General features: G+C 60.6%; 22 protein-coding genes. 10 read left to right on the plus strand and 12 right to left on the minus strand.

Annotated features, from left to right (window positions below; translation table 11 throughout):
* Positions 1–2 precede the first annotated feature (2 nt).
* The 7 genes from ubiA to recG form a co-directional block, all read right to left on the minus strand.
* Positions 3–863, minus strand: a complete 861-nt coding sequence (gene ubiA, locus GH656_RS12110) for a 4-hydroxybenzoate octaprenyltransferase (protein ID WP_153076161.1) — start codon at positions 861–863, stop codon at positions 3–5.
* Between the two features lie 309 nt (positions 864–1,172).
* Positions 1,173–1,664: a Dps family protein gene (locus GH656_RS12115; protein ID WP_153076162.1), complete on the minus strand. Its 492-nt coding sequence runs from the start codon at positions 1,662–1,664 to the stop codon at positions 1,173–1,175.
* A 195-nt stretch (positions 1,665–1,859) separates the two neighbouring features.
* Complete coding sequence (locus tag GH656_RS12120; protein ID WP_153076163.1) at positions 1,860–2,021, minus strand: hypothetical protein; 162 nt, start codon at positions 2,019–2,021, stop codon at positions 1,860–1,862.
* Between the two features lie 139 nt (positions 2,022–2,160).
* Positions 2,161–3,615 (minus strand): catalase, encoded by a 1,455-nt coding sequence (locus tag GH656_RS12125; RefSeq protein ID WP_153076164.1) that lies wholly within the window; start codon positions 3,613–3,615, stop codon positions 2,161–2,163.
* Between the two features lie 86 nt (positions 3,616–3,701).
* A complete protein-coding gene (locus GH656_RS12130; RefSeq protein ID WP_153076165.1) occupies positions 3,702–3,860 on the minus strand; it encodes a hypothetical protein in 159 nt (52 codons plus the stop codon).
* A gap of 179 nt (positions 3,861–4,039) precedes the next feature.
* Positions 4,040–4,999 carry a hydrogen peroxide-inducible genes activator gene (locus GH656_RS12135; protein WP_153076166.1) on the minus strand — a complete coding sequence of 320 codons (960 nt, stop codon included), beginning with the start codon at positions 4,997–4,999 and terminating at the stop codon, positions 4,040–4,042.
* Positions 5,000–5,106: 107 nt separating this feature from the next.
* The gene (recG, locus tag GH656_RS12140) at positions 5,107–7,341 is read right to left on the minus strand and encodes an ATP-dependent DNA helicase RecG (RefSeq protein WP_153076167.1); all 2,235 of its coding nucleotides are present in this window, start codon (positions 7,339–7,341) and stop codon (positions 5,107–5,109) included.
* A 256-nt stretch (positions 7,342–7,597) separates the two neighbouring features.
* Between recG and queA the strand changes: the two genes are divergently transcribed.
* Positions 7,598–8,647, plus strand: a complete 1,050-nt coding sequence (gene queA, locus GH656_RS12145; protein ID WP_153076168.1) for a tRNA preQ1(34) S-adenosylmethionine ribosyltransferase-isomerase QueA — start codon at positions 7,598–7,600, stop codon at positions 8,645–8,647.
* A gap of 122 nt (positions 8,648–8,769) precedes the next feature.
* On the plus strand, positions 8,770–9,960 hold the full coding sequence (tgt, locus tag GH656_RS12150) for a tRNA guanosine(34) transglycosylase Tgt (protein ID WP_153076169.1): 1,191 nt from the start codon (positions 8,770–8,772) through the stop codon (positions 9,958–9,960).
* 33 nt (positions 9,961–9,993) lie between these two features.
* Here the strand turns inward: tgt and GH656_RS12155 are convergent, their stop codons facing one another.
* Positions 9,994–10,191, minus strand: coding sequence for a hypothetical protein (locus GH656_RS12155; protein WP_153076170.1), 198 nt, complete (start codon positions 10,189–10,191; stop codon positions 9,994–9,996).
* Here GH656_RS12155 and yajC point away from each other — a divergent pair.
* The 3 genes from yajC (at position 10,181) to secF (ending at position 13,618) form a co-directional block, all read left to right on the plus strand.
* Positions 10,181–10,510 carry a preprotein translocase subunit YajC gene (gene yajC, locus GH656_RS12160; protein WP_153076171.1) on the plus strand — a complete coding sequence of 110 codons (330 nt, stop codon included), beginning with the start codon at positions 10,181–10,183 and terminating at the stop codon, positions 10,508–10,510. The two genes, GH656_RS12155 and yajC, sit on opposite strands and share 11 nt — an antisense overlap.
* Before the next feature lie 120 nt (positions 10,511–10,630).
* Positions 10,631–12,649 (plus strand): protein translocase subunit SecD, encoded by a 2,019-nt coding sequence (gene secD / locus GH656_RS12165; RefSeq protein ID WP_153076172.1) that lies wholly within the window; start codon positions 10,631–10,633, stop codon positions 12,647–12,649.
* Positions 12,650–12,667: 18 nt separating this feature from the next.
* Positions 12,668–13,618 carry a protein translocase subunit SecF gene (secF, locus tag GH656_RS12170; RefSeq protein WP_153076173.1) on the plus strand — a complete coding sequence of 317 codons (951 nt, stop codon included), beginning with the start codon at positions 12,668–12,670 and terminating at the stop codon, positions 13,616–13,618.
* Between the two features lie 124 nt (positions 13,619–13,742).
* On the opposite strand, the gene GH656_RS12175 is transcribed toward secF, so the two are convergent.
* From GH656_RS12175 to GH656_RS12190, 4 genes are all read right to left on the minus strand, one after another.
* Entirely contained in the window at positions 13,743–15,059 is a 1,317-nt protein-coding gene (locus GH656_RS12175; RefSeq protein WP_153076174.1) for an MFS transporter, read from the minus strand.
* Positions 15,060–15,390: 331 nt separating this feature from the next.
* Entirely contained in the window at positions 15,391–15,969 is a 579-nt protein-coding gene (locus GH656_RS12180) for a YceI family protein (protein WP_174769749.1), read from the minus strand.
* 69 nt (positions 15,970–16,038) lie between these two features.
* Entirely contained in the window at positions 16,039–16,602 is a 564-nt protein-coding gene (locus GH656_RS12185) for a YceI family protein (protein ID WP_153076175.1), read from the minus strand.
* Between the two features lie 46 nt (positions 16,603–16,648).
* Positions 16,649–17,218: a cytochrome b gene (locus GH656_RS12190; protein ID WP_153076176.1), complete on the minus strand. Its 570-nt coding sequence runs from the start codon at positions 17,216–17,218 to the stop codon at positions 16,649–16,651.
* 437 nt (positions 17,219–17,655) lie between these two features.
* Here GH656_RS12190 and GH656_RS12195 point away from each other — a divergent pair, with 437 nt between their 5' ends.
* The 5 genes from GH656_RS12195 (at position 17,656) to GH656_RS12215 (ending at position 23,930) form a co-directional block, all read left to right on the plus strand.
* A complete protein-coding gene (locus GH656_RS12195) occupies positions 17,656–18,366 on the plus strand; it encodes a paraquat-inducible protein A (protein WP_153076177.1) in 711 nt (236 codons plus the stop codon).
* 7 nt (positions 18,367–18,373) lie between these two features.
* The gene (locus GH656_RS12200; protein ID WP_153076178.1) at positions 18,374–19,072 is read left to right on the plus strand and encodes a paraquat-inducible protein A; all 699 of its coding nucleotides are present in this window, start codon (positions 18,374–18,376) and stop codon (positions 19,070–19,072) included.
* A complete protein-coding gene (locus tag GH656_RS12205) occupies positions 19,065–20,690 on the plus strand; it encodes a PqiB family protein (RefSeq protein ID WP_153076179.1) in 1,626 nt (541 codons plus the stop codon). The genes GH656_RS12200 and GH656_RS12205 overlap by 8 nt, the downstream gene beginning before the upstream one ends.
* Entirely contained in the window at positions 20,687–21,472 is a 786-nt protein-coding gene (locus GH656_RS12210) for a PqiC family protein (RefSeq protein ID WP_153076180.1), read from the plus strand. Before GH656_RS12205 ends, GH656_RS12210 begins: the two co-directional genes overlap by 4 nt.
* 340 nt (positions 21,473–21,812) lie before the next feature.
* Entirely contained in the window at positions 21,813–23,930 is a 2,118-nt protein-coding gene (locus GH656_RS12215) for a site-specific recombinase (protein ID WP_153076181.1), read from the plus strand.
* Positions 23,931–23,943 lie beyond the last annotated feature (13 nt).

Consider the following 23,943-nt stretch of genomic DNA (forward strand, 5'->3'; position numbering starts at 1 on the left):
GTTCAGAAACTCGCCGCGTAATGCGCGGCGATACCGGCAAAAAGCACACCGCCCAGCCAGTTGTTATGGCGAAACGCGGCAAAACAGGCCATGCGCTCGCGCCGGTAAATCAGCTTGTAGTGCCAGGCAGCGCATCCCAGCGCCGCCGCCCAGCCCAGCCAGTAAAGCGCGCCAAACGCCAGATACACGCCAATGCCCGCATAGATCCCTAACGTCGCGGCATAACACAGCATCACGGCCAGCACATCAAAGCGGCCGAACGTCAGTGCCGACGTCCGGATACCAAGCTTGATGTCGTCGTCACGATCCACCATCGCGTACTCGGTGTCATAGGCCACTGCCCAAAATACATTGGCCAGCAGCATCACCCACGCGAGCAGCGGCACCTGGTTTTGCACCGCGGCAAAGGCCATTGGAATGCCAAAACCAAATGCGACCCCAAGCCAGGCTTGAGGAATGGCCAGAAACCGTTTGGTGAATGGGTACGAACCCGCGACGAAAAGCGCGGCAACCGACAACATTTTGGTCAGCTCATTCAGCGGCAGGATCAGCAGGAACGAAAGCAACGCGAGCCCGAGTGCCAGCGCAACGGCTTCCCATGCGTGAATCTTGCCCGAGGTCAGCGGCCGGTCGGCCGTGCGTTTGACGTGACGGTCAAAATCGCGGTCCGCGTAATCATTGATCGCGCACCCAGCCGAGCGCATCAGCACGGTGCCCAACGCGAAAATCACCAGCAGCGAAAGCGGCGGGCGGCCATGCGAAGCAATCCATAGCGCATTGAGCGTCGGCCATAAAAGCAGCAGGCTGCCAATTGGCTTGTCCATACGCACAAGACGCAAATACAGCGGGAGTCGGGCGAACATAACGGGGGAGCGGGATAGGTCGGCGGAGGAGGGCTGAAGAAAAAACAGTGCGGCTATTTTAAGAGATTACGAGCGCGTCAATGCGCTCCGCCTGCTATCTGTCTTATTGCATAAGCCGCCACGGCACAAAAAAACCCCACCACATTTGTGGTGGGCAGCTTTTCTGTCACTTGTGCTTGAGTAGCTTAGCAGCGGCTTTGACGTTGCTTTGACTTTGACCTGCGCTTCAGTACCGGCTTGCGGCAATCAGCGCAGGCCTCTGCCGATGTGCCTGACGCGACGCATTCCGGCAGAAACCCGCGCAACCGGTCAGGCCAGCATCGAGCGCAGCATCCACGCGGTTTTTTCATGCGTTTGCATACGCTGCGTCAGCAAATCGGCGGTGGGTTCGTCGTGGGCCGCGTCAACCACCGGGAAAATCTGGCGTGCGGTGCGCACAACCGATTCCTGCCCTTCCACCAGTTGCCGGATCATGTCTTCTGCAGCCGGCACACCTTCAGCCTCCGGAATCGACGACAACCGGGCAAATTCCTTGTAGCTACCTGGTGCAGCCACGCCCAGCGCACGAATACGCTCCGCAATCTGGTCAACCGCATCCGAGAGCTCCACATACTGCGTCTCGAACATCAGATGCAGCGTGTTGAACATCGGGCCCGTTACGTTCCAGTGAAAATTATGGGTTTTCAGATACAGCGTGTAGGTGTCAGCGAGAAGATGTGACAGGCCTTCTGCGATCTTCTTGCGGTCTGCGTCGCTAATACCGATGTTGACGTGCAGTACAGCTTCGTTATTTTTTGCCATGACGACTCCATTAAAGAGTGATGCGGACTAGCTGGCATGCCCCCGGGTTGCATGCGCTTACATGCCAGTACCCCTAACCCGTGCAGCCCGGTCGAACGCGCGCCAGTTTACCGTAGAAAGACAGCACCCCTCGCGCAACCTGACACCGCCCGGGCCGCTCAGCGCGGCTCTCTGCGGCTCAAGCAGCGCGAGCGGCTAAGCGCCAGACACGTACTGCCAGAGCTGCGCGGCGAGCACGCCATAGCCACCCGCAACCAGCGCCAGCCCCGCCACTTTGCGTATCAGTTTGCCGTCAAGCCGCACGGCTGGCCCTTGCGCGAGCACCATGCCCGCCGCATTGAGTTTTAGCGAAATCATGCTCCGCCCTCCTTTTCATGCACGCATGCTTCATGCACGCTGATGCCATTCCTTTCACACGTACCAGGCATGGCTGACCGCTATAGCGCTAGCACGCTAGCGTGCTATAGGCCGGCCAACCCTCCGCCTGGCCGCGCACCTACCCTTGCATAGCCTCATCCAGCTTGACCAGCGCAGCAATCACGCCCTCCGCATACGCCGGATCAGCACGGCGGAAATGTTCCACCTGACGCGCGATGATCTCGCGCGGCACGCCGTGTATATGCCGCGCGATCGTGTTGCACAGGCGCTCCCGTTGCGCATCATCGAACAAACGGAACAACGCCCCTGGCTGGCTGTAGTAATCGCTATCGTCACGATGGTCATAGTGGTCAACCGCGCCCGCCTCAAGCGGTGGCTCCGACGCCCGGCTGTCCTGGGAAAAATCACCGTAGCGGTTCGGCTCATAGTTGACCGTACCGCCGAGGTTGCCATCGGTACGCATCGCTCCGTCACGATGGTACGAATGCTGGAACGGGCAGCGAGGTGCATTGACCGGAATCTGGTGATGATTGATGCCAAGCCGGTAGCGCTGCGTATCGCCATAGGCAAAAAGACGCCCCTGCAACAACCGGTCCGGCGAAAAGCCAATGCCCGGCACGACATTCGCGGGCGTAAATGCCGCCTGTTCAACGTCGGCGAAATAATTTTCAGCGTTGCGGTTCAGCTCAATCGTGCCTACGTCGATTAACGGATAGTCGTTGTGCGGCCAGACTTTGGTGACATCGAACGGGTTATAGCGATACGTGGCGGCATCCGCCTCAGGCATTACCTGAATGCAAAAGCGCCATTGCGGAAAATTACCCGCCGCGATATTGCCAAACAGGTCGCGCTGGGCGCTTTCGCGGTCGCGCGCCACCACTTCGGCGGCTTGCTCCTCGCTGTAGTTCTCGACTCCCTGCATCGACTTGAAATGAAACTTGACCCAAAAGCGTTCGTTTGCGGCATTGATAAACGAATACGTATTCGAGCCAAAGCCGTGCATCTGGCGATAGTTCTGCGGAATACCCCGGTCGCTCATCAAGATCGTCACCTGATGCAGCGACTCCGGATGACGTGACCAGAAATCCCACGCCGCTACTTCGCTACGCAGATTGGTCGCCGGGTCACGCTTTTGCGAGTGAATGAAATCGGGGAACTTCAACGGGTCGCGGATAAAAAATATCGGGGTGTTGTTACCAACCACGTCCCAGTTTCCGTCTTCGGTATAAAACTTGACCGAAAAACCGCGCAGGTCACGTTCCGCATCGGCCGAGCCACGTTCACCGGCAACCGTCGAAAAGCGCATGAAAAGCGGGGTTTCCATGCCGGTTTTAGCAAATACCTTCGCTTTCGTATAACGCGAAATATCGTGCGTGACGCGCAATGTGCCAAAAGCACCCGAACCCTTCGCATGCACCCGGCGCTCGGGGATCACTTCGCGGTTGAAATGCGCCATCTTTTCCATCAGCCAGACGTCTTGCAATGCGACCGGGCCGCGCGGGCCTGCGGTCAGCGAATTCTGGTTGTCAGCAACGGGTGCGCCGGAAGCGGCCGTGAGAATACGTTCAGACATAAAAACTCCATGTGTTCGTCATCAATGACTTGGGGGCAAGCGTGAAATGTCGAGACCGGTGGCTGGGGTCGGGGGCTGGGCAGGCGTTAGCCCGCCAGCGCGCGATCCACCAGCAGAGAAAACGCAACCGTGCGCGCACCACTTGCCAGATCGGCCATACGGCCAGTCAACGAAGCGCGAGGCGTAGCCTCAAGCTCGCTCAACAACGAAGCAGGAGAAAGAACTTGCGATGGGTGCTGCGGCATGAGGTGACCTCCAGGTGCGGTGAATCGGGCGATTCAAGGAGGTCACTATATCAAAGCTATCGATGTAGTGATTTTGATTAATTTAATCTATTCGATAGAGTGGGGGCAGATGAAAGAGCGGCACGGGTGGTATCTGGGCATAGGCCATAGGCCCATAAGCCAACCCGTGCCGGAAGCCTCTAGCTCAGCGCGGCCGGGATATCGAGCTTTTGCACGCCTTGCAGATCGCAAGCAGCAATCGCCTCGCAAATGGCTTCGATGGCGGGCATCCGCGTGAAGCTCTTGCGCCATGCCAGCACCACGCGGCGATCAGGCACCGGCTGCTCGAACGGCACATAGCTCAGCAAACCCGCATCCATACCTGCGGCCTGCGGCTTCACTTCCTGTACCGACATCCGTGGCAGCACCGTGATGCCCACGCCGCTCGCCACCATGTGCCGGATCGTTTCGAGCGATGAGCCCTCAAAGGTTTTCTGGATGCCGTCGGAATTTTGCGAAAAACGCATCAACTCGGGGCACACGCCCAGCACGTGGTCACGAAAGCAATGACCGCTGCCCAGCAGCAGCATCGTTTCCTGCTTCAGCTCCTCAGCGTCGATTTTCTCGCGCGCTTCCCAGGCGTGGCCGGCAGGCAGCGCCACCACGAATGGTTCGTCGTAAAGCGGACGCTGCATCAAGCCGGTTTCAGGGAATGGCAAGGCCATGATGGCCACGTCGATCTCGCCCTGTTTAAGGAGCTCGATCAGCTTCAGCGTGTAGTTTTCCTGAAGCATCAACGGCATTTGCGGCACATGCTTGATCATTTGCTTGACCAGCGTCGGCAGCAAATACGGCCCGATCGTATAGATCACGCCTAGCCGCAGCGGCCCGACCAGCGGGTCTTTACCCTGTTTGGCGATTTCCTTGATGGCCAGCGTCTGCTCCAGCACACGCTGCGCCTGGGTGACGATCTGCTCGCCAATCGGCGTCACGCTCACTTCGCTCGTGCCGCGCTCGAAAATCTGCACGTTCAGTTCGTCTTCCAGTTTCTTGATGGCCACCGATAGCGTCGGCTGGCTGACAAAACAGGCTTCGGCAGCCCGGCCAAAATGCCGCTCACGGGCCACGGCGACAATGTATTTCAGTTCAGTTAGCGTCATAGATAACCAATCAATGTTATGAGACCGATAGATTTCTGTTATACACCGATGCGGCTGCTTCGCCAACCACCCCGTCCAGAATGGCCCTAAGCAATGAAGACCTATGCTCAGGCTTTCAGGTACTGCTCCCGCGCACCCAGCCAGCGCGCCAGATGCTGCGTGACGACCTCGGGATAGGCTTCCAGCAGTTGCGCCGCTGCTGCGCGGGCGGGCTCAATCAGCCAGCCGTCTTGTTCAAGATCGGCGAAACGCAGCATTGCTTCGCCCGACTGGCGGGCTCCGAGAAACTCTCCCGGGCCGCGGATCTCAAGATCGCGGCGGGCAATCTCAAAGCCATCGGTTGTTTCGCGCATGGTTTTCAGGCGCGCCCGGGCGGTTTGTGACAACGGCCCGCTATACAGCAACACACACGCCGAAGCCGCACTGCCGCGGCCAACACGGCCGCGCAACTGGTGCAGCTGCGCTAGCCCGAAACGCTCGGCATGCTCGATCACCATCAATGACGCATTCGGCACGTCCACCCCGACTTCGATCACGGTGGTCGCCACCAGCAGTTGAAGTTCGTTGCGCGTGAAGGCTTCCATCACCGCCGCTTTTTCAGCTGGCGCGAGACGGCCATGCACCAGACCGACGTTCAGCTCAGGCAGCGCTGCGCGCAAGGTTTCGCAGGTTTCGACGGCGGTTTGCAGTTGCAAGGTTTCACTTTCTTCGATCAGCGGACACACCCAGTACACCTGACGGCCTGTGAGCGCGGCCTCCCGCACCCGGCTCGTCACTTCGTCGCGGCGGGTTTCGGCCACCAGCCGGGTGACCACCGGCGTGCGGCCGGGCGGCAATTCATCAATCGTCGAGACGTCGAGATCGGCGTAATACGTCATCGCCAGCGTGCGGGGAATCGGCGTCGCCGTCATCATCAGTTGGTGTGGCTGAAAATCCTGTGCGCCATCGGCAGCGTGATGCGCTTTTGCCCGTAACGCGAGCCGCTGTTCGACGCCAAAGCGATGCTGCTCATCAACGATCACCAGCCCGAGCCGGGCAAATTCAACCGCATCCTGAATCATTGCGTGCGTGCCAATCACCAGTTGGGCGGTGCCCAGTGCAGCCGCTTCCAGCGCCGCGCGCTTGTCGCGCGCTTTCAGGCTGCCCGACAACCAGGCCACGCTGACCCCTAGCGGCTCCAGCCAGGCGCGCAGCTTGCGCGCGTGCTGCTCAGCGAGAATTTCAGTGGGTGCCATCAGCGCGGCCTGATACCCCGCATCAATCGCCTGGGCCGCCGCGAGCGCGGCCACGACGGTTTTCCCGCTGCCGACGTCACCCTGTAGCAAACGCTGCATCGGATGAGGCAGTGTCAGGTCATGGGCGATTTCATCGCAGACACGGCTTTGCGCCGCAGTGAGCGCAAACGGCAACGCGTGCGCCAGACGCCCGCTCAGCGCGGCCAGATCGTCCGTGGCCCGGCGCGGCATCGCGGGGGCCGCGCGCGTGCGGCGCTCGTCATGCGCCCGTTTGAGCGACATCTGCTGGGCCAGCAATTCTTCGAACTTGATCCGCAGCCATGCGGGATGGGTGCCGTCCATCAGTGCGGTGTCGTCCTGATCGGCACTTGGGTGATGCAACGTGCGTACGGCGTCCAGCAGCGATGGCAAACCCAGTGGCACCAGCCAGGCCTGCGCCACGGGCTGCGGCAGCAGTTCAGGCAGCGCCGTGCGGGCGAGCGCGTTGTCGATCGCTTTACGCAAATACGCCTGCGACACCCCGGCAGTCGCCGGATACACCGGCGTGAGCACCTGGGGCAGCGACTCGCCTGCTTCGACCACCCGCACAGCCGGATGCACCATCTCCAGGCCGAAGAAACCGCCTCGTACATCGCCACGCACCCGCAGGCGAAGACCCACTTCCATCTGCTTGACCTGCGAGCCGTAAAAATTAAGAAAGCGCAGTACCAGTTCATCACCGGCATCGTCACGCAGCTTGACCAGCAACTGACGACGTGGGCGATAAGTAATTTCATTATCGAAAACCACGCCTTCTGTTTGCGCGATGCCGCCTGGCAATAACTCGCCCATCGGCGTCAGGGTGGTTTCGTCTTCGTAGCGCATTGGCAAATGCAGCACCAGATCAATGTCGCGGACCAAGCCCAGCCGGGCGAGCTTGTCTGCCGTCTTGAGCGGCGTGGCACGGGGCTTTTTAGGCGAATTTTTGGGCGAAGCCTGCGCCGCTGGTTTGCGGCCTGTGCCGGTATCAGCGTCAGCGGGTAGCCGGCCGGGGGTTTCAGCGGGCTCGGCGGCTATCCCGTCAGATATCGCTGCGGCTGTCGGGCGGGCGCGTTCGGGCTGAGGCATGGGTTGCTTCGCAAGTACAATGTCGGCTTGTTTCAAGGGGGTCGCGGCCATGCAGCGTGGTTAGCGTGGTCAACGTGGTTATTACGACATACGCATAACCTGTATCAGCGCCACGGCCACCAGGGTGCAACCACGTACAAGGCTGCTGGCTACTCGCTATGGCTAGCTATCGGCCGCTGGCGGCACCCCGCAATCATAGCCGCTCGCCGTCCGGCACCGGTTCAATTCAGTTCGCTGCACCAGGCAGCCTTTGCGCATGTTCACGCTTTCCGATTTTGATTTCACGCTGCCACCCGAATTAATCGCGCAAACCGCGCTGGCTGAGCGCAGCGCCAGCCGTCTGCTGGAAGTCAAGCAGCAAGGCAGCCAAACCCTGCTGCTTGACCGGCGTTTTACTGATTTGCCGCACTGTATCGAGCCTGGCGATCTGCTGGTGTTCAACGATACCAAGGTACTCAAGGCGCGCCTCCTCGGCCAGAAGGCTAGCGGCGGCAAGATTGAGGTGCTGGTCGAGCGGCTCACTGGCGAGCGCAGTGCCATCGTGCAGATTCGCGCCAGCAAAAGCCCGCCATCCGGCAGCACGCTGCGTCTCGCGGATGCGTTCGAGGTCACTGTAGGCGAGCGGGTCGAGCCGTTTTACACACTGCATTTCCCCGCTCCGTGCCTCGATCTGATCGAACAGTACGGCCGCCTGCCGCTGCCGCCCTATATCGCACACGATCCAGACGCGACTGACGAAACCCGCTATCAAACTGTGTTCGCGCAAAACCCCGGTGCGGTTGCTGCACCCACGGCGGGCCTGCATTTCGACAGCGCCTTGCTCAACCAGATGGAGGCACGCGGCGTGGAGCGCGCCACGCTGACGCTACATGTCGGCGCGGGCACATTTCAGCCGGTCCGGCACGAAAATCTGGCCGATCACAAAATGCACAGCGAGTGGTACCAGTTGCCAGCGGCCCTGGTCGGGCAAATCGCTGCCACCCGGGCTCGCGGCAAGCGTGTGATCGCGGTCGGAACAACCGCGATGCGCGCCCTCGAAGCCGCCGCGCGTGATGCCGAAGCGGCCGGCCAGCCGCTCGCTGCCACGGCCGCCGAAACCGATATTTTCATCACCCCGGGCTATCGCTTTCGCGTAGTAGACCGGCTCATCACCAATTTCCATCTGCCGAAATCGACCTTGCTCATGCTGGTTTCGGCCTTTGCTGGCGTTGCCCCCATCCGCGCGGCGTACCAGCACGCGATTGCTGAGCGCTATCGTTTTTTCAGCTATGGCGATGCAATGCTGCTGACCCGCCAGGATAGCTAGCGCATACACGCTTCAGCTGGCTGATTCGTTACGTGTGAACCCACCCCCTCCCAGCCGTGGCCTGGCCACAGCTTTCATAGTTCGCGCCGGACTGTTTTCCGGTGGCACAGGAGTTTTTTTCGATGACCCTTTCTACGACCGGTGAGACGCCCTCCGTTCAACCTCACACGCCGCCCCAAAACGGCCTGCAGTTCGACCTGCTGACCACCGACGGCGCTGCCCGGCGCGGGCGGCTTACGCTGAACCATGGTGTGGTCGAGACGCCCATCTTCATGCCGGTTGGCACCTACGGCACGGTGAAAGCAATCCAGCCGCGTGAGCTCGAAGAAATTCAGGCGCAGATCATCCTCGGCAACACCTTCCATTTATGGTTGCGGCCCGGTCTTGAAGCCATCGCCGCACACGGCGGGCTACACGGCTTCATGGGCTGGAAGCGGCCGATCCTGACCGACTCAGGCGGCTTTCAGGTGTTTTCGCTGGGCGAGTTGCGCAAAATCACCGAGGACGGCGTGACCTTTGCGTCCCCGATCAACGGCGACAAACTGTTTTTATCGCCAGAAATCTCGATGCAAATCCAGAAGGTGCTGAATTCGGACATCGTGATGCAGTTCGATGAATGCACGCCTTACGCGACGAACAACATTCCCACCTCACACGACGAAGCCGCCGCCTCGATGCGCATGTCAATGCGCTGGGCCACCCGCTCCATCAACGAATTCAGGCAGCTCGGCAACCCCAATGCGCTGTTTGGGATCGTTCAGGGCGGCATGTTCGAAGATTTGCGCGACGAATCCCTCGCGGGCCTGGCGGAAATGGATTTTCATGGGCTGGCGATTGGCGGGCTGTCGGTTGGTGAACCCAAGGAACACATGATGCGGGTGCTCAACCACATCGGCCCGAAGCTGCCCGCGAACAAGCCGCATTACCTGATGGGCGTCGGCACCCCTGAAGACCTGGTGGCCGGCGTAGCGGCCGGGATCGACATGTTCGACTGCGTGATGCCCACCCGCAATGCACGCAATGGCTGGCTCTTCACGCGCTTTGGCGACATCAAGATCCGCAACGCGATACACAAGCATTCGCTGCGCCCGCTGGATGAGCAATGCGGCTGCTATACCTGCCGCAATTTCAGCCGCAGTTACCTGCACCATCTGAACCGGGTCGGCGAAATTCTCGGCGCGCAGCTCAACACGATCCACAACCTGCACTACTACCTCGAACTGATGAGCCAGATCCGCGATGCCATCTCAGCCCATGAGTTCGAGCCGTTCCGCAAGCGCTTTCACGATGACCGGGCGCGTGGAATCGACTAGTGCATCAGCACGCTGCAGGCCTTGAACGACATATCAGGATAGCCAGGCACGGCACAAAGCATTACGATTTGCTTTCGCCGGTGTTAACCCAAAACCAGCAAAGCGCATCGGGCTTTTTAAACGCTTGATCGCAAAGCTTCTTTTGGCCGCCGTCGCAGAAAAGGCCGGTGGTAGAATGGCCGGCTGAATTTTTTGATCGTCTATAAACGGAGAGACCAACGTGTCGTTCATTTCAAATGCCTACGCGCAAGGCGCAGCTGCTGGCGGTATCGAATCAAATCTGATGAGCTTTCTGCCGTTCATCGCCATGTTCGCCATTCTGTACTTCATCATGATCCGCCCACAAATGAAGCGTCAGAAAGAGCATCGCAACATGCTCGCCGCGATGGCCAAGGGTGATGAAGTCGTCACGAATGGCGGCATGCTGGGCAAGGTGACCAAGGTTGGCGAAGCCTATGTCAGCATCGAGATCACCGAAGGCACTGAAATCACAGTGCAAAAAGGCGCGGTCACCACCATTCTTCCGAAAGGCACGCTCAAGTCGCTGTAACACACCCTTCTTCACGTCCGGTGCGGCCCGGCCCATGCGGCGGGGCTTCTCGCCCCGCTCTTCGCCCGCAACACCGGACGCATCGCTGTCCCTAGCCAACCTTCCCGTTGGACCATCTTCATGAATCGTTACCCCCTCTGGAAATATGCCGTGATGCTGGTGGCGCTCGTCATCGGCCTCGTGTATACGCTGCCCAATTTTTTCGGTGAAGCGCCGGCGGTGCAGGTGTCAAGCGGCAAAGCCACGGTCAAGCTCGATTCGGCCACGCTGACACAGGTCGAAGCCGCGCTGTCCGCCAGCCAGATCAAGCCTGATGCCGTTGCGTTCGACAACGCGTCGAACAACGCCACGATCCGCGTGCGCCTGGCCGACCCTGACACGCAACTGCATGCCAAAGACGTGCTGCAAAAGGCACTCAACACTGACCCCACCGATCCTCAGTACATCGTTGCGCTGAACCTGCAAAGCGCCTCGCCTGCGTGGCTGACGGCACTGCATGCGCTGCCGATGTACCTCGGGCTCGACTTGCGCGGCGGCGTGCACTTCCTGCTGCAAGTCGACATGGCAGGCGCGCTCAACAAAAAGCTCGACTCCGATGCAGCGGACGCCCGTTCGCTGTTGCGCGACAAAAACATCCGTGACGGCGGCGTGAACCGTGTCGGTCATAGCGTCGTCATCAACTTCATCGACGCCGACGTAGCCGAGGCCGCCCGCAAGCAGTTGTCTATCGGCGTCGCTGAACTGCTCTGGAGCGTCCAGCCCGCCACCAGCGGTGGATTCCAGGTAGTCGGCAAGTTCACACCTGCGGTGCAGAAAACCGTCCAGGACGCCGCACTCAAGCAAAACATCACCACGCTGCATAACCGCGTGAATGAGCTTGGCGTAGCCGAGCCGGTGATTCAGCAGCAAGGCGCTGACCGCATCGTGGTCGAACTGCCAGGGGTGCAGGACACCGCGAAAGCCAAGGACATCATCGGCCGCACAGCCACGCTCGAAGCGCGTCTCGCCGACCCGGTCAATACCCATCCGAATCCGAACGATCCAGTACCGCCAGGCGACGAGCTGTTTACTCAGGGCAACCAGGCACCGGTGCTGCTGCGCAAGCAGGTGATCTTCACCGGCGACCGCATCATCGACGCCTCAGCAGGCTTTGATGAGCATCAGCGGCCCTCGGTCAATATCCGGCTTGATTCGGCGGGTGGCCGCTCGATTCGCAGCGTCTCGCGCGACAACATCGGCAAACCAATGGCGATGGTGCTGTTCGAAAAAGGCAAGGGCGAAGTCCTGACCGTGGCCACGATCCAGTCAGAACTGGGCGACCGCTTCCAGATCACCGGGCAGGCCACGCCGCAATCAGCCGCTGATCTCGCGCTGCTGCTGCGCGCCGGATCACTCGCAGCGCCAATGGACATCATCGAAGAACGCACCATTGGCCCAAGCCTGGGTGCCGACAACATCCGCAAGGGTTTTGATTCGGTGGTCTACGGCTTTCTTGCGATCGCTGTTTTCATGATCGCGTACTACATGCTGTTTGGCCTGATCTCGATGATCGGCCTCTCGGTCAACCTGTTGCTGCTGGTGGCAGTGCTGTCCATGCTGCAGGCCACGCTGACGCTGCCAGGTATCGCGGCTATCGCGCTGGCACTGGGTATGGCCATCGACGCCAACGTGCTCATCAACGAACGTGTCCGCGAAGAACTGCGCAACGGAGCGTCGCCGCAACTGGCCATCCAGAACGGCTATTCGCATGCATGGGCCACGATTCTCGATTCGAACGTCACCACGCTGATCGCGGGTATCGCGCTGCTCGCGTTTGGTTCAGGGCCGGTACGCGGCTTCGCCGTGGTGCATTGCATCGGCATTCTGACCTCGATGTTCTCCGCGGTGTTCTTCTCGCGCGGCCTGGTGAACCTCTGGTACGGCGGCAAGAAAAAACTCAAGTCTCTGGCGATTGGCCAGGTCTGGAAACCCACTGAGGCAAGTGACGCGCCAACTGGCCTGCTAGAGCGCAACGAGCCCGGCACCCAGGCTCAGGCCGCCCCGAACCGCTCCACCCCAGCACGCTCAGGCAAGCCCGTGGTGCGCCGCCGCAGTAGCGACACGGGCAATACGCCCGGCAAACCGGGTTCGCCCCGCTGAACCCCGGAGAACTGAATCATGGAATTTTTCCGCATCCGTAAAGACCTGCCGTTGATGCAGCGCGCGCTGATTTTCAACATCATTTCGCTGCTGACGTTCCTCACCGCGGTATTTTTCCTGCTGCATCGCGGCCTGCATCTGTCGGTCGAATTCACTGGCGGCACGGTCGTTGAAGTGCAGTATCCGCAAGCCGTTCCGCTTGAGCCGTTGCGCCAGGAGCTCGGCAAGCTGGGTTACAGCGATGCTCAGGTGCAAAACTTCGGCACTTCGCGCGACGTGCTGATTCGCCTGCCGCTGAAATCGGGCTTTACCTCGGCGCAGCAAAGCGATCAGGTGATGGGCGCGCTGAAAGCGCAAAACCCGGCCGCACAGCTGCAACGCGTCGAGTTTGTCGGGCCTCAGGTGGGTAAGGAGCTGGCCACCGATGGGCTGCTGGCGCTAGCCTGCGTGGTGATCGGCATCGTGATCTACCTGTCGTTTCGTTTCGAATGGAAATATGCGGTGGCGGGCATCATCGCCAACTTGCACGACGTCGTGATTATTCTTGGCTTTTTCGCTTACTTTCAGTGGGAGTTCTCGCTCTCGGTGCTGGCAGCGGTGCTGGCCGTGCTGGGTTACTCGGTGAATGAATCGGTCGTGATTTTCGACCGTATCCGCGAGACCTTCCGCCGCGAACGCAAGATGACCGTCGTCGAGGTCATCAACCACGCGATCACCAGCACGATGTCGCGCACGATCATCACTCACGGCTGTACCGAGATGATGGTGCTGTCGATGTTCCTGTTCGGCGGTCCAACGCTGCATTACTTCGCGCTAGCGCTGACGGTGGGGATTCTGTTCGGGGTGTATTCGTCGGTGTTCGTCGCCGCTGCGCTGGCCATGTGGTTCGGCGTGAAGCGCGAAGACCTCATCAAGGACAAAAAAGAACGCCACGATCCCAACGACCCGCATGCAGGTGCCCAAGTTTAAGCGCTGGGTTCACGGGTTCATCAACGCGCGTGAAGACTGGCGCGTCTGAAATACAAAAGCCGGTTCATTCTGTTGAATGAACCGGCTTTTTACTGGGCTGCGTTTGATGAAGCACCCCGCTGCGCTAGCGCAACCCCAGCTTGCAGCGCACCGCCACCAGCGCCACCAGACTAATCAGCGCCGCGAAGATCAGATAAAAACTAGGGGCCACCGGCGTCTGCGTCACGCGAATCAGCCACGCAATGATGAATGGGCCAAAGCCGCCAAAAATAGTCACCGCGAGGTTATAAGCCAGCGACATCCCAGTCGTGCGAATCTGCACCGGGAAGATCTGCGACAGCAAACCCGGCAGCGCCGCGAAGTAACCCGTCATCAGAAAACCGAACAGAATCTGCACGACAAGCAACGTGCCAAATGTCGGGTGCGCCACCAGATACAAAAATGCCGGGTAAATCAGCACCAGCAGCAGCACGGCGGGCACCAGCATGATCCGCGTCGGGCCATAACGGTCGGACCAGTGGCCGACCAGCGGCGCAAACATCATCTGGATCACGCCGGTCAGCGCAATCGCCGCAAACGACACCGAAGGGGCTAGCCCAAGCTGTTTCACGCCGTAGGTCGGCATGAACAGCACCAGATAGGTCGACACCGTACCCAGCACCACCACGCCAACGGCAATCAGCAAACGCAGTTTCTGGCCGGTCAGCGTGTCGCGCAATGGCGTCAGCGTGGTTTCGGCGGCAAGAAACTCCGGTGTTTCGTCTAGCTGCGTGCGGATATACCAGGCCACGGGGCCAATCAGCAGCCCGAAAAAGAACGGCACACGCCAGCCCCATGAGGCCATCTGCGTGACGCTGAGCTGGCTGCTCAGCACCATGCCAAACCCTGCCGCAAGCAAGGTGGTCAACCCCTGGCTGGCGACCTGCCAACTGGCAAAAAAGCCCCGCCGCTCCGGGACATGCTCCGCGAGAAAGGCCGTGGCACTGCCAAATTCACCGCCTGCCGAAAAGCCCTGCATCAGCCGCGCCAGCACCAGGATCACTGGTGCGGCCACTCCGATGGTCTGGTATGTCGGCAGCACCGCAATAATCAGCGTGCCCACCATCATCAGCAGGATCGACAACGTCAGCGCCGCGCGCCGCCCGGCCCGGTCGGCATACGCGCCCAGCACCACCGCGCCCAGCGGCCGCATGAAAAACGACACGCCGAAGGTGCCCAGCGTCAGCAGCAGCGAAATGGTTTCGTTGCCCGCAGGGAAAAACAGCTGCGAAATCACTAGCGCAAAGAAGCCGTAGACCACCAGGTCAAACCACTCCAGCGCATTGCCAATCGACGCAGCTACCACCACACGCCATGACTGGGCGCGGCGACGGCTCTCGTTCTCACTGTGGCTGGCGGGATGCGCAGCGGCCGCTGAACGCGCGGTTGATGGAACATTCATGCAGAAATCTCCTCGGAAGCCAGACAGGACACCAACAGGAAAACCAGACGGGGAAACTGGCGGAGCAAAACGCCCAGCCAGCCAGCGCGTCAGGTTTACCTGAAAACCCCGCTATACGCGAGTCGCCAATAACACGCCGTATATGCAACCCGCGCACGCCATACGAATCCAGCCAGCCCTCACGCGCCGGCCAACAAAAAACCGCTTCGTCGCACGCGGCGAGGAAGCGGTTCATAACTCGTAAACACCACCGGAGAAACCTCACTCAAGCCCAAGGCCTCCTCCGGCTAGCTAGCGGGATCAAGCCCGCATCGGGTTCAGAGCCAAGCCATTACTGCTTGATCCCTTCGGCCTGGATATGCAGCCGGGTTTCCATGTTGAAACCATACTTGTGGCCGTAATCCAGACCGTAGTCAGCCCGGTCGAATTGTGCGCTGGCTTCGACGCCGCACACTTCGCGCTTGTACATCGGATGCTGCATGCACTTGAACGATTCGATTTTCAGGTTGAGCGGCTTGGTCACGCCATGCAGAGTGAAATTGCCAATCACTTCAACCGGCTTGTCGCCATCAAAGCGGATTTGCGTGCCTTTATAAGTGGCTTTCGGAAACTTGGCCACATCGAAAAATTCCTTCCCAGCCAGATGCTCGTCAAGCTTGGCGCTACCCGTCTGAATTGAGCCAGGTTCGACCGTGACATCGACAGTGCCGGTTTTCGCTGCGCGATCCAGCGTCACCGTGCCGCTGCTTTTCGTGAACTTGCCCCGCCACACCGATAGCCCGCCGAAGTGATCGCCCTCGAAGCTCGGATACGTGTGAGTGGGATCAAGCTGATAGGTATCGGCCGCCAGTGCGCCAAACGATAGCGATCCGGCCAGTGTGCCTGCAGCGATTAGCAGAAATTTCTTCATCTCATTCTCCCTGGTTCAAAAATGGCTCACGGTGCCACCATGGCACCACCCCCAACTGAGCCTGCTTGATTACTTGTGTGCCGCAACGATATGAAACTTGATGACAACTTCATCGGCCACCACGGCGGTGTCTTTCCACTCGCCCGTGCCGATATCGAACTGGGAACGCTTGACGGGCAACGCGCCATCGAAGGTTTGCGTCGCGCCTTGCTGCGTCACCGTAACCGGCACTACCACGGTTTGCGTTTTGCCCTTGAGCGTCAGCTTGCCGGTGACCTTGTACTGATTGCCGCCCACGGGTGCAATCGCGCTCGACACAAAAGTGGCTGACGGAAAGCGCTTCGCATCGAACCAGTCACTGCCGCGCACCTGTTCGTTGTAGCTTTCGTCGCCCAGGTCGTAGCTGCCGACATCCACATTCAGTTGCGCGCTGCCCGTTGCCGGTTTGGCCGGATCAAAGCTGATTTGCGCGCTGAATTTTTTGAACTTGCCTTCGACCGGCACGTTCATCTGTTTCGACGTAGCCGTCACGCTGCTTTTGGCCAGATCAACCTGGGCCAGCGCACTGCCGCTGAATGCCAGTGAGGCAGTCGTGAAGGCCGCCAGCATGTAGCGATAAAACAAGACTTTCATGGAGATCCCCGGTGGTTAGGTGGTTGACTAGATAACGGATGACTGACTACTTGCGAGAAGGAAGCATGCGCGACAGCAAGCCGTCGCGGTCCAGAAACTGATGCTTGATCACCGCGGCGACATGCATCACCACCAGCACCAGCAAGCTGTAATTCAGCACCACATGCACGGTTTTGAGCAGCACCTTGAGCTCGGCATCCGGTGCAATCAGGCGCGGCAGAGGCACCAGCCCGAGGTACACCACCGGCACATTGGCCGCTGAGCTGTACAGATAGCCCGAGAGGGGAATCACCAGCATCAGCAGGTACAGCGCGAAATGAACCAGGTGTGAGGCGGCCCGCTGCCACGCTGGCGTGGTCTGGGGCAAAGGCGGCGCGGCATGGGTTGCGCGCCACAGCACGCGCAGCACTGCCAGCGCGAAGACCGTTACACCAATCCATTTGTGCCAGGAGAAATAACGCAGCTTGGTAGGGGTGAAACCAGGAATGTCGGTCATCACCCAGCCTAGCGCGAAACCACACACGATCAGCAACGCAATCAGCCAGTGCAGTGCAATCGCAGGCCCGGTGTAGGAGGCGCGCTCAAGACGCGGGGGAAACAAGATTTGACCTGTCATAAGTAACCAAATGAAGTAACCAGAATGAAGGTGATCGTAAGCAGGGAGAAACCGGACACAGTCAGGATGCTTGACTGTGTTGCCACGCTTGATCCTATGCACAACACATGAAACAAGATGGCTTGAGCCCGGCATCAAGGACGCCATGCTAACCCAAAGCCTTCTTTTCCCGCCAAGCGCAAAACAAGCGCCGCTGCGCTATCCGCAGCGACCGGGGCTAGCTGCTCCCCAACCCCGTGAGCGGCACCTCAAACCAGCGTCAGACAGTGCCGGGCAAGCCAGGCAGGCGCGAGCGGCTTCAGCCAGGCTCACACGCTAGAGCAATTGCAAATGTGGCCACCAAGGCTTTTGATACTATTGCGCAGATTTTTGCCACAGTCTGTCCCGCCGGTGCCGATATTGCCGCCCGCCTCCCCTAGCTTTGCCTTTGAGCCCGCATGGAACATGACAACCTGATTGCGTGCCACGAATGCGATGCACTCTTTCGCAAGCCACGGCTGACCGGCCGCCAAATGGCACGCTGCTCACGCTGTGGCGCAACGCTCTATCGCAGCGCCTCAACCCGGCTCGACAACATCTGCGCCATGACGCTCGCCGCGCTCATCACGTTTTTGATCGCGCAGGCGTTTCCGATTGTCGAACTCGAAACCAATGGCATCCGTTCCCAGGCCAGCCTGTTCGGTGCGCTGGTCGCGCTCTGGGACGAAGAGATGCAGATCGTCGCGGTGATGGTGTTTTGCTCCACCGTGCTATTCCCGCTTACCGAACTGGTGGCGCTGCTTTATGTGCTGATTCCGCTGCGCGCCGGATACATTCCACCGGGTTTTAACGAGGTGCTGCGCGCGATTCAATTCGTGCGGCCGTGGGGCATGATCGAAGTCTTCATGCTTGGCGTGCTGGTCACGATGGTCAAAATGGTCAGCCTCGCGCGGGTGATCCCGGAAGCCGCGTTATTTGCTTTTGGCGCGCTGACGCTGATGTTCGCGGTGGTCGTCACGTTCGATCCACGCACGCTCTGGGACCTCGCAGACGATCTCGCCGCACACCGCCCGCCGCTTCCCGACGACGCCCCCGCGGTAACCACAGAGGCGGCCACGGCCAGAACCGCAGCCGCTCCCGTCACCGCCCTGCCGCCGCGCCAAGGATGACGCCCCGATGAACTACCTCACAGCCAGACGGGCCGGCCTGCTGGCCTGTCATGCCTGCGGCCAGCTCGCACCGCGCCAGCGCGACGCCAGCGCCCAGCACTGCCTGCGCTGCGGCAGCGCACTGCACTCCCGCAATCCGAATAGCCTGACGCGCACCTGGGCGCTGCTGATCGCCGCAGCGCTGCTCTACATTCCGGCGAACCTGCTGCCGATCATGCATACCGCGTCGCTGGTCGGCGATGAAGACGACACCATCATGAGCGGCGTCGTTTACTTCTGGACCTCCGGCGACTGGCCACTTTCGATCATCGTGTTTGTTGCCAGCATTCTGGTGCCGATGCTCAAGCTCTCGGTGCTGGTGCTGCTGGCGTTCACTGCCCAGCGCCGCTCGCGCTGGCGTCAACTGGAACGCACCAGGCTGTACCGCATCGTCGAGCGCGTTGGCCGCTGGTCGATGCTCGATATCTTTGTCGTCACCCTGACCGTCGCGCTAGTGCGCTTTAAGTCACTCGCCGTGATTACCGCCGGGCCGGGTGCCATCGCGTTCGGCTCGGTCGTCATTCTGACCATGCTGGCCTCTATGCAATTCGATCCACGCCTTATCTGGGATAACGTGAAAAACAGCGTGAAAAACAACGCGAAAAACGATCCCAGCCACCCCACGCAGAGCACCACCCAAAACGCTCAGGATGCCAAACATGACTAATCCACAAGGGCCCACGCCCCCACCGATAGCCGATCTGCCCGAGCCTGAAATCGTTGCGCCACGGCGTAGCTGGCTGCCCTCGCTGGTCTGGGTGATTCCGCTGATTGCCGCGCTAATCGGCATCGCACTGGTGGTCAAGTCGGTGGTCGACAAAGGCCCGACCATCACCATCAGTTTCACCAGCGCCGAAGGGCTCGAACCTGGCAAGACCCAGGTGAAATACAAAGATGTGAACGTCGGATCGGTGAAAACCATCACGCTGTCGAAAGATCTTTCGCAAGTTCAAGTCGAAGTTCAGCTAACCAAAGAAGCCTCGCGTTTCGCCGTCAAAGGCTCGCGCTTCTGGGTTGTGCGGCCGCGCATTGGCGCAAGCGGTGTCTCGGGGCTAGGCACGCTGCTGTCCGGGGCATATATCGGCGTCGATGCAGGCCAATCGCACGATACGCAAAAAGCCTTCGTCGGACTCGAAACGCCACCTCCAGTCACCGGCGACCAGAAAGGCCGGCAATACACATTGCGCGGTGATTCGCTGGGTTCGATTGATATCGGCTCACCGATCTTCTATCGCCGCCTGCAAGTGGGCCAGGTAGTCGGCTTTTCGCTCGACAAGGACGGCACTGGCGTGACGATGCAAGTGTTCGTCGCCGCGCCTTACGACCAGTACGTCGGCACCAACACGCGCTGGTGGCATGCCAGCGGGGTTGATCTGCGGCTTGATTCGAGCGGCTTCACGCTCAATACCCAATCGCTCGCCACGGTGATCGTGGGCGGGCTGTCGTTCCAGTCGCCGCCCAATCAGACTGCGGGCAAGCTCGCGCCGAACAATATGACGTTCCACCTGAGCTCGGACGAAACCGATGCCATGCGCGAACCGGACGGCCCGCCGTTGCAGGTCGTGATGAACTTCAACCAGTCGCTGCGCGGGCTGGCGATTGGCGCACCAGTTGATTTCCGCGGCATCGTGCTCGGCCAGGTCACCAGCATTGGCATCGAGTACAACCCGAAAACCCGCAGTTTCATGATGCCGGTCACGATGAATGTCTACCCGAACCGCCTCGGCAAACGCTTCCGCGATGCGGTGCCGGGCCCAGGCAATGTCATTGGCAAGGACTTGCTTGAGCGTCTGGTCAAGCACGGGTTACGTGGCCAGTTGCGCACAGGCAATCTGATCACCAGCCAGCTGTACGTGGCGCTCGATATCTTCCCGAAAGCCCCGCCTGCCACCATCGACGTCAACCTTGATCCGCTGGAGCTGCCGACCATTGCGAACACCCTTGACGAGCTGCAACTGCAAGTCGCAGATATCGCCAGAAAGCTCAACAAAGTGCCGTTCGAGCAAATCGGCGACAACCTGAACAGTTCGCTGAAAAACGCCAACCAGCTGTTTAACCGGCTTGATGGCGAAGTCGTGCCGCAGATCCGCGACATGCTGACCTCGGCCAAACAGACCTTTAGCTCTGCCGAAGCGACGCTGCAGCAAGGCTCGCCACTGCAGTCCGATGTTCACCAGGCGCTCCAGGAGCTCACCCGCACGCTGCAATCGCTAAATGCGCTGTCGGACTATCTGGAACGCCACCCGGAGTCGCTCTTGCGCGGCAAACCAGGAGATAAACCATGACGCCTGCCCAGCTCTCTCATGTGCGGCTACGGCTGCGCCCGTTCGCGCGCGGTGCGGCCAGCGCCAGCCTGCTGGCTGGTCTCGCGCTGCTGGGCGCTTGCGCCTCACCGTCCAGCCGCTTCTATACGCTGAACGCGAGCGAAGCGGCAACGGCACCGCGCCCCGTTGCCAGCCCCACGTTGTTAATCGAAGTGCCGCCTGTCGATGTGCCACTGCAAGTGGCGCGCAACCAGTTCGTGGTCCAGTCCGATCCGCTCAAGGTGAAAGTGCTTGAGCAGGAACGCTGGGCCTCGCTGCCAGGCGATGAAATCCGCCGCGCGCTGTCCACCAGCCTGATGCAGCAACTGAACACCATCGACGTCACCGGCACGCCGCGCCCAGAGGGCGTACCGCTTTACCGGGTGAACCTCGCCGTGCAGCGCTTCGAATCCTGGCCGGGTTCTCACGCGCTGCTCGATGCGGTCTGGAGCGTGCGGGCCGTGGGCAGCCAGAGGGTGCTGACCTGCCGCAGTATCGAGAACATGCCCGTCAAGGAGGGCTACGAAGCGCTCGCGGGCGGCCATCGGCGTGCAGTGCAGCAGCTTGCTACTGAGATCGCCGCGGGTATTCAGACGCTTGCCAGCGCGCCGCCTGAAGCGCCGGCAGCTAGTGGCAGCGGCACAGGCACTCAGAAAAAAACCACCGCCCTCGCTCCCCGCTTTGCGTGCCCGGCATCGCCGGCCGCCTTGCCCGCCACACCCGATGGCGCAAGCGGCGTCAATACGCTGAGCGGCAACCGCTAAGCGCTCATCAGCCCATCAGCCCCGGGCCGGGCCTCTGATTGAACACTGCCGCATCGCAGAGCTCAGCCGGGGCCAGGCTTCCCGCCTGCCCCACCTCCCATCACGCCCCTGACGAGGGAACCGGATACCGTGGCAATAGTCCTAAGCACGGCACGGCACGGCACGGCACGGCACGGCACGGCACGGCACGGCACGGCACGGCACGGCACGTGGCCCAGGCGCGCCTGCCAGAACAAACCAGGGACAAAGAGCAGGCCAACTGGCCAGCTTGTGCCATCACCCTGTTTTAGCGATCCTGAGTACTACCCGCCGCCTCTCCCCTCAACTACTCTGAACATTCATGTTTCGTCCCTTCGCTACTTTCATCAAAAAATGGCGTGCGTCACGCAATACAGGTCATCAACTCGATGCGTTGCTGGCGATGGCAGACAAAAACGCTCCCTACGCCGAGCGCAACGAATGGCTGATCGAACTAGCGCACTGGCTGCACCGTGGTGGAACGGTCCAGCCCGACCCGGTTGACCCCGCTGACGACACGCCCCGCTCTATCCCCGCCCACACCCGGGTGCGCTATCTGCTGAATGTGCTGGAGCGCAACCCCGCCGCAAAAGCCAACGTCGCCAGCATCCTGCGCAAGCTGCTACGCGAGAGCGACAGCATCTCGCTACTGTGCGACTCCGGCATGCCAGTTCATTCGGGCTTTTTCGGCGCGCTCGCCGAGCGCTTCCAGTCATCGCTGATTCCTCCCGCACCTAACCGCCGCGACCTCACCGCGATCTTCACGCTGATGTTCACCTCAGAACACGACGCCGAATGGATCGCTGCGCTGCCAGCGGATTTGCTGGTGCGTATCCGCGAACTCTTCAACTATTGCCCGCCGGATAACGGCGACGACAGCAACCCGCCACGCCCTGCCAGCCCGTTTTCGCTCGACTTGCTCACCGCGCTGCATAACCTCACGTGCCAGATCAGTTCAACCGGTTTGTCGCCCACCGTGCGCAGCCGCCTGAGCGAAGCCGAAGCCCGTCTCGCGCCCGAGAAACAACCGTTCTATCTCCTCACGCGGGCCATGCTCGCGGTCGAAGCCGCCCATCAAGCCAGCGCCGAAGGTGCCGAGCCCGAGCGGCTGCTCCATGAGGTGAACTATCTACGCGTGCTGCTGGACCAGTGCCGGGTGGCGATCGACAACGTCTTCTCGCATCTGTACAAAAACGGCGTGAGCGTCGACATCGTGTTTCAGGTGGAGCGCATGCGCATGCGGATTCAGCGCGCTGAACACCTGCTCGACACCTGGATGGCCGCCGCTGACGACTTGCACGCACATGCCCGTCTGACCGCCGAGTTGATCCACGCGAACTACGCCAGCCAAAGCGCCTCGCACCTGCTGCGCAGCAATTTTTCGCTGCTCGCGCGCAAGGTGGTGGAGTACAGCGCCGATACCGGCGAACACTACATCGCCCGTGATCGCGCGGAGTATCTGAAGATGCTGCGCATGGCCGCAGGCGGTGGGCTAGTCACCGTGGTGACGGTGTGCGTGAAGTTTTCGATTACCGGCGCGCATTTGCAGTCGATGCTCGAAGGACTGCTGGCCGGGATCAACTATTCGGCCAGCTTCCTGCTAATGCACTTCCTGCATTTTTCGCTGGCCACCAAGCAGCCCGCGATGACGGCCCCCACCATCGCCCGCGAACTCGACGGCGCGGGTACGCCAGAAGGCGTGCAAAGTTTCGTGGCGTCGGTGATCGCCTTGATCCGCACTCAGGCGGCAGCGATTCTCGGCAATGTGCTGCTGGTGTTTCCAGTCTGTCTCGGGGTGCAGTTGCTGTGGCAAACGCTGTTCCATAGCAATCTGATTTCGCCCGAAAAAGCGCACGCCACGCTGCACTCGTTCTCGCTGCTTGGCCCCACCCCGTTTTATGCCGCGCTAACTGGCGTGCTGCTGTGGTCATCCAGCCTGCTGGCGGGCTGGGCCGACAACTGGTTCGTACTGCATCGGGTCGCGGATGCGCTGTGCTACAACCGCCGCTTGCGCATGACCCTGGGAGCCGCAGGCGCGGCGCGTCTGGCGCAGTTTTGCCGCTCGAATATCGCCGGAGTCGCGGGCAATATCACGCTCGGCATGATGCTTGGCCTCGTGCCCGCGATTCTCACGGCCTTCGCCTTCACCTTCGAAGTGCGCCACGTCACGCTCAGCTCTGGCTCGATTGGCATCGCGCTGGGCGTGCTAGGCCGTAACGCACTGCATCAGCCCGAGCTCTGGTGGGCCGTGGCTGGCGTAGGCAGCATGGCCATCCTCAACGTAGCCGTGAGCTTCGCGCTGGCGTTTTATATGGCGGTACGCTCACGCGACCTGCGTCACTCGCATGTGCGCTCGTTGCGCGGGGCGGTTTGGCGTCAGATCTTCAAACGGCCACTGGATCTCGTCTGGCCCGCGAAGCGTCAGCAGCAACCTCGCTAAAACGCCCGGCTGA

The organism is Paraburkholderia bonniea, assembly GCF_009455625.1.
GTDB lineage: Bacteria > Pseudomonadota > Gammaproteobacteria > Burkholderiales > Burkholderiaceae > Paraburkholderia > Paraburkholderia bonniea.

What these genes read in the sequence shown, in the direction of transcription:
- recG (WP_153076167.1), bottom strand. Translation starts at nt 7,341, where the DNA reads ATGCCTCAGCCCGAACGCGCCCGCCCGACAGCCGCAGCGATATCTGAC.
- GH656_RS12200 (WP_153076178.1), top strand. Translation starts at nt 18,374, where the DNA reads ATGAACTACCTCACAGCCAGACGGGCCGGCCTGCTGGCCTGTCATGCC.
- GH656_RS12190 (WP_153076176.1), bottom strand. Translation starts at nt 17,218, where the DNA reads ATGACAGGTCAAATCTTGTTTCCCCCGCGTCTTGAGCGCGCCTCCTAC.
- GH656_RS12215 (WP_153076181.1), top strand. Translation starts at nt 21,813, where the DNA reads ATGTTTCGTCCCTTCGCTACTTTCATCAAAAAATGGCGTGCGTCACGC.
- GH656_RS12120 (WP_153076163.1), bottom strand. Translation starts at nt 2,021, where the DNA reads ATGATTTCGCTAAAACTCAATGCGGCGGGCATGGTGCTCGCGCAAGGG.
- GH656_RS12125 (WP_153076164.1), bottom strand. Translation starts at nt 3,615, where the DNA reads ATGTCTGAACGTATTCTCACGGCCGCTTCCGGCGCACCCGTTGCTGAC.
- GH656_RS12135 (WP_153076166.1), bottom strand. Translation starts at nt 4,999, where the DNA reads ATGACGCTAACTGAACTGAAATACATTGTCGCCGTGGCCCGTGAGCGG.
- GH656_RS12180 (WP_174769749.1), bottom strand. Translation starts at nt 15,969, where the DNA reads ATGAAGAAATTTCTGCTAATCGCTGCAGGCACACTGGCCGGATCGCTA.
- queA (WP_153076168.1), top strand. Translation starts at nt 7,598, where the DNA reads ATGTTCACGCTTTCCGATTTTGATTTCACGCTGCCACCCGAATTAATC.
- GH656_RS12175 (WP_153076174.1), bottom strand. Translation starts at nt 15,059, where the DNA reads ATGAATGTTCCATCAACCGCGCGTTCAGCGGCCGCTGCGCATCCCGCC.
- ubiA (WP_153076161.1), bottom strand. Translation starts at nt 863, where the DNA reads ATGTTCGCCCGACTCCCGCTGTATTTGCGTCTTGTGCGTATGGACAAG.
- GH656_RS12195 (WP_153076177.1), top strand. Translation starts at nt 17,656, where the DNA reads ATGGAACATGACAACCTGATTGCGTGCCACGAATGCGATGCACTCTTT.
- GH656_RS12130 (WP_153076165.1), bottom strand. Translation starts at nt 3,860, where the DNA reads ATGCCGCAGCACCCATCGCAAGTTCTTTCTCCTGCTTCGTTGTTGAGC.
- secD (WP_153076172.1), top strand. Translation starts at nt 10,631, where the DNA reads ATGAATCGTTACCCCCTCTGGAAATATGCCGTGATGCTGGTGGCGCTC.
- secF (WP_153076173.1), top strand. Translation starts at nt 12,668, where the DNA reads ATGGAATTTTTCCGCATCCGTAAAGACCTGCCGTTGATGCAGCGCGCG.
- GH656_RS12210 (WP_153076180.1), top strand. Translation starts at nt 20,687, where the DNA reads ATGACGCCTGCCCAGCTCTCTCATGTGCGGCTACGGCTGCGCCCGTTC.
- GH656_RS12205 (WP_153076179.1), top strand. Translation starts at nt 19,065, where the DNA reads ATGACTAATCCACAAGGGCCCACGCCCCCACCGATAGCCGATCTGCCC.
- GH656_RS12185 (WP_153076175.1), bottom strand. Translation starts at nt 16,602, where the DNA reads ATGAAAGTCTTGTTTTATCGCTACATGCTGGCGGCCTTCACGACTGCC.
- tgt (WP_153076169.1), top strand. Translation starts at nt 8,770, where the DNA reads ATGACCCTTTCTACGACCGGTGAGACGCCCTCCGTTCAACCTCACACG.
- GH656_RS12155 (WP_153076170.1), bottom strand. Translation starts at nt 10,191, where the DNA reads ATGAACGACACGTTGGTCTCTCCGTTTATAGACGATCAAAAAATTCAG.
- GH656_RS12115 (WP_153076162.1), bottom strand. Translation starts at nt 1,664, where the DNA reads ATGGCAAAAAATAACGAAGCTGTACTGCACGTCAACATCGGTATTAGC.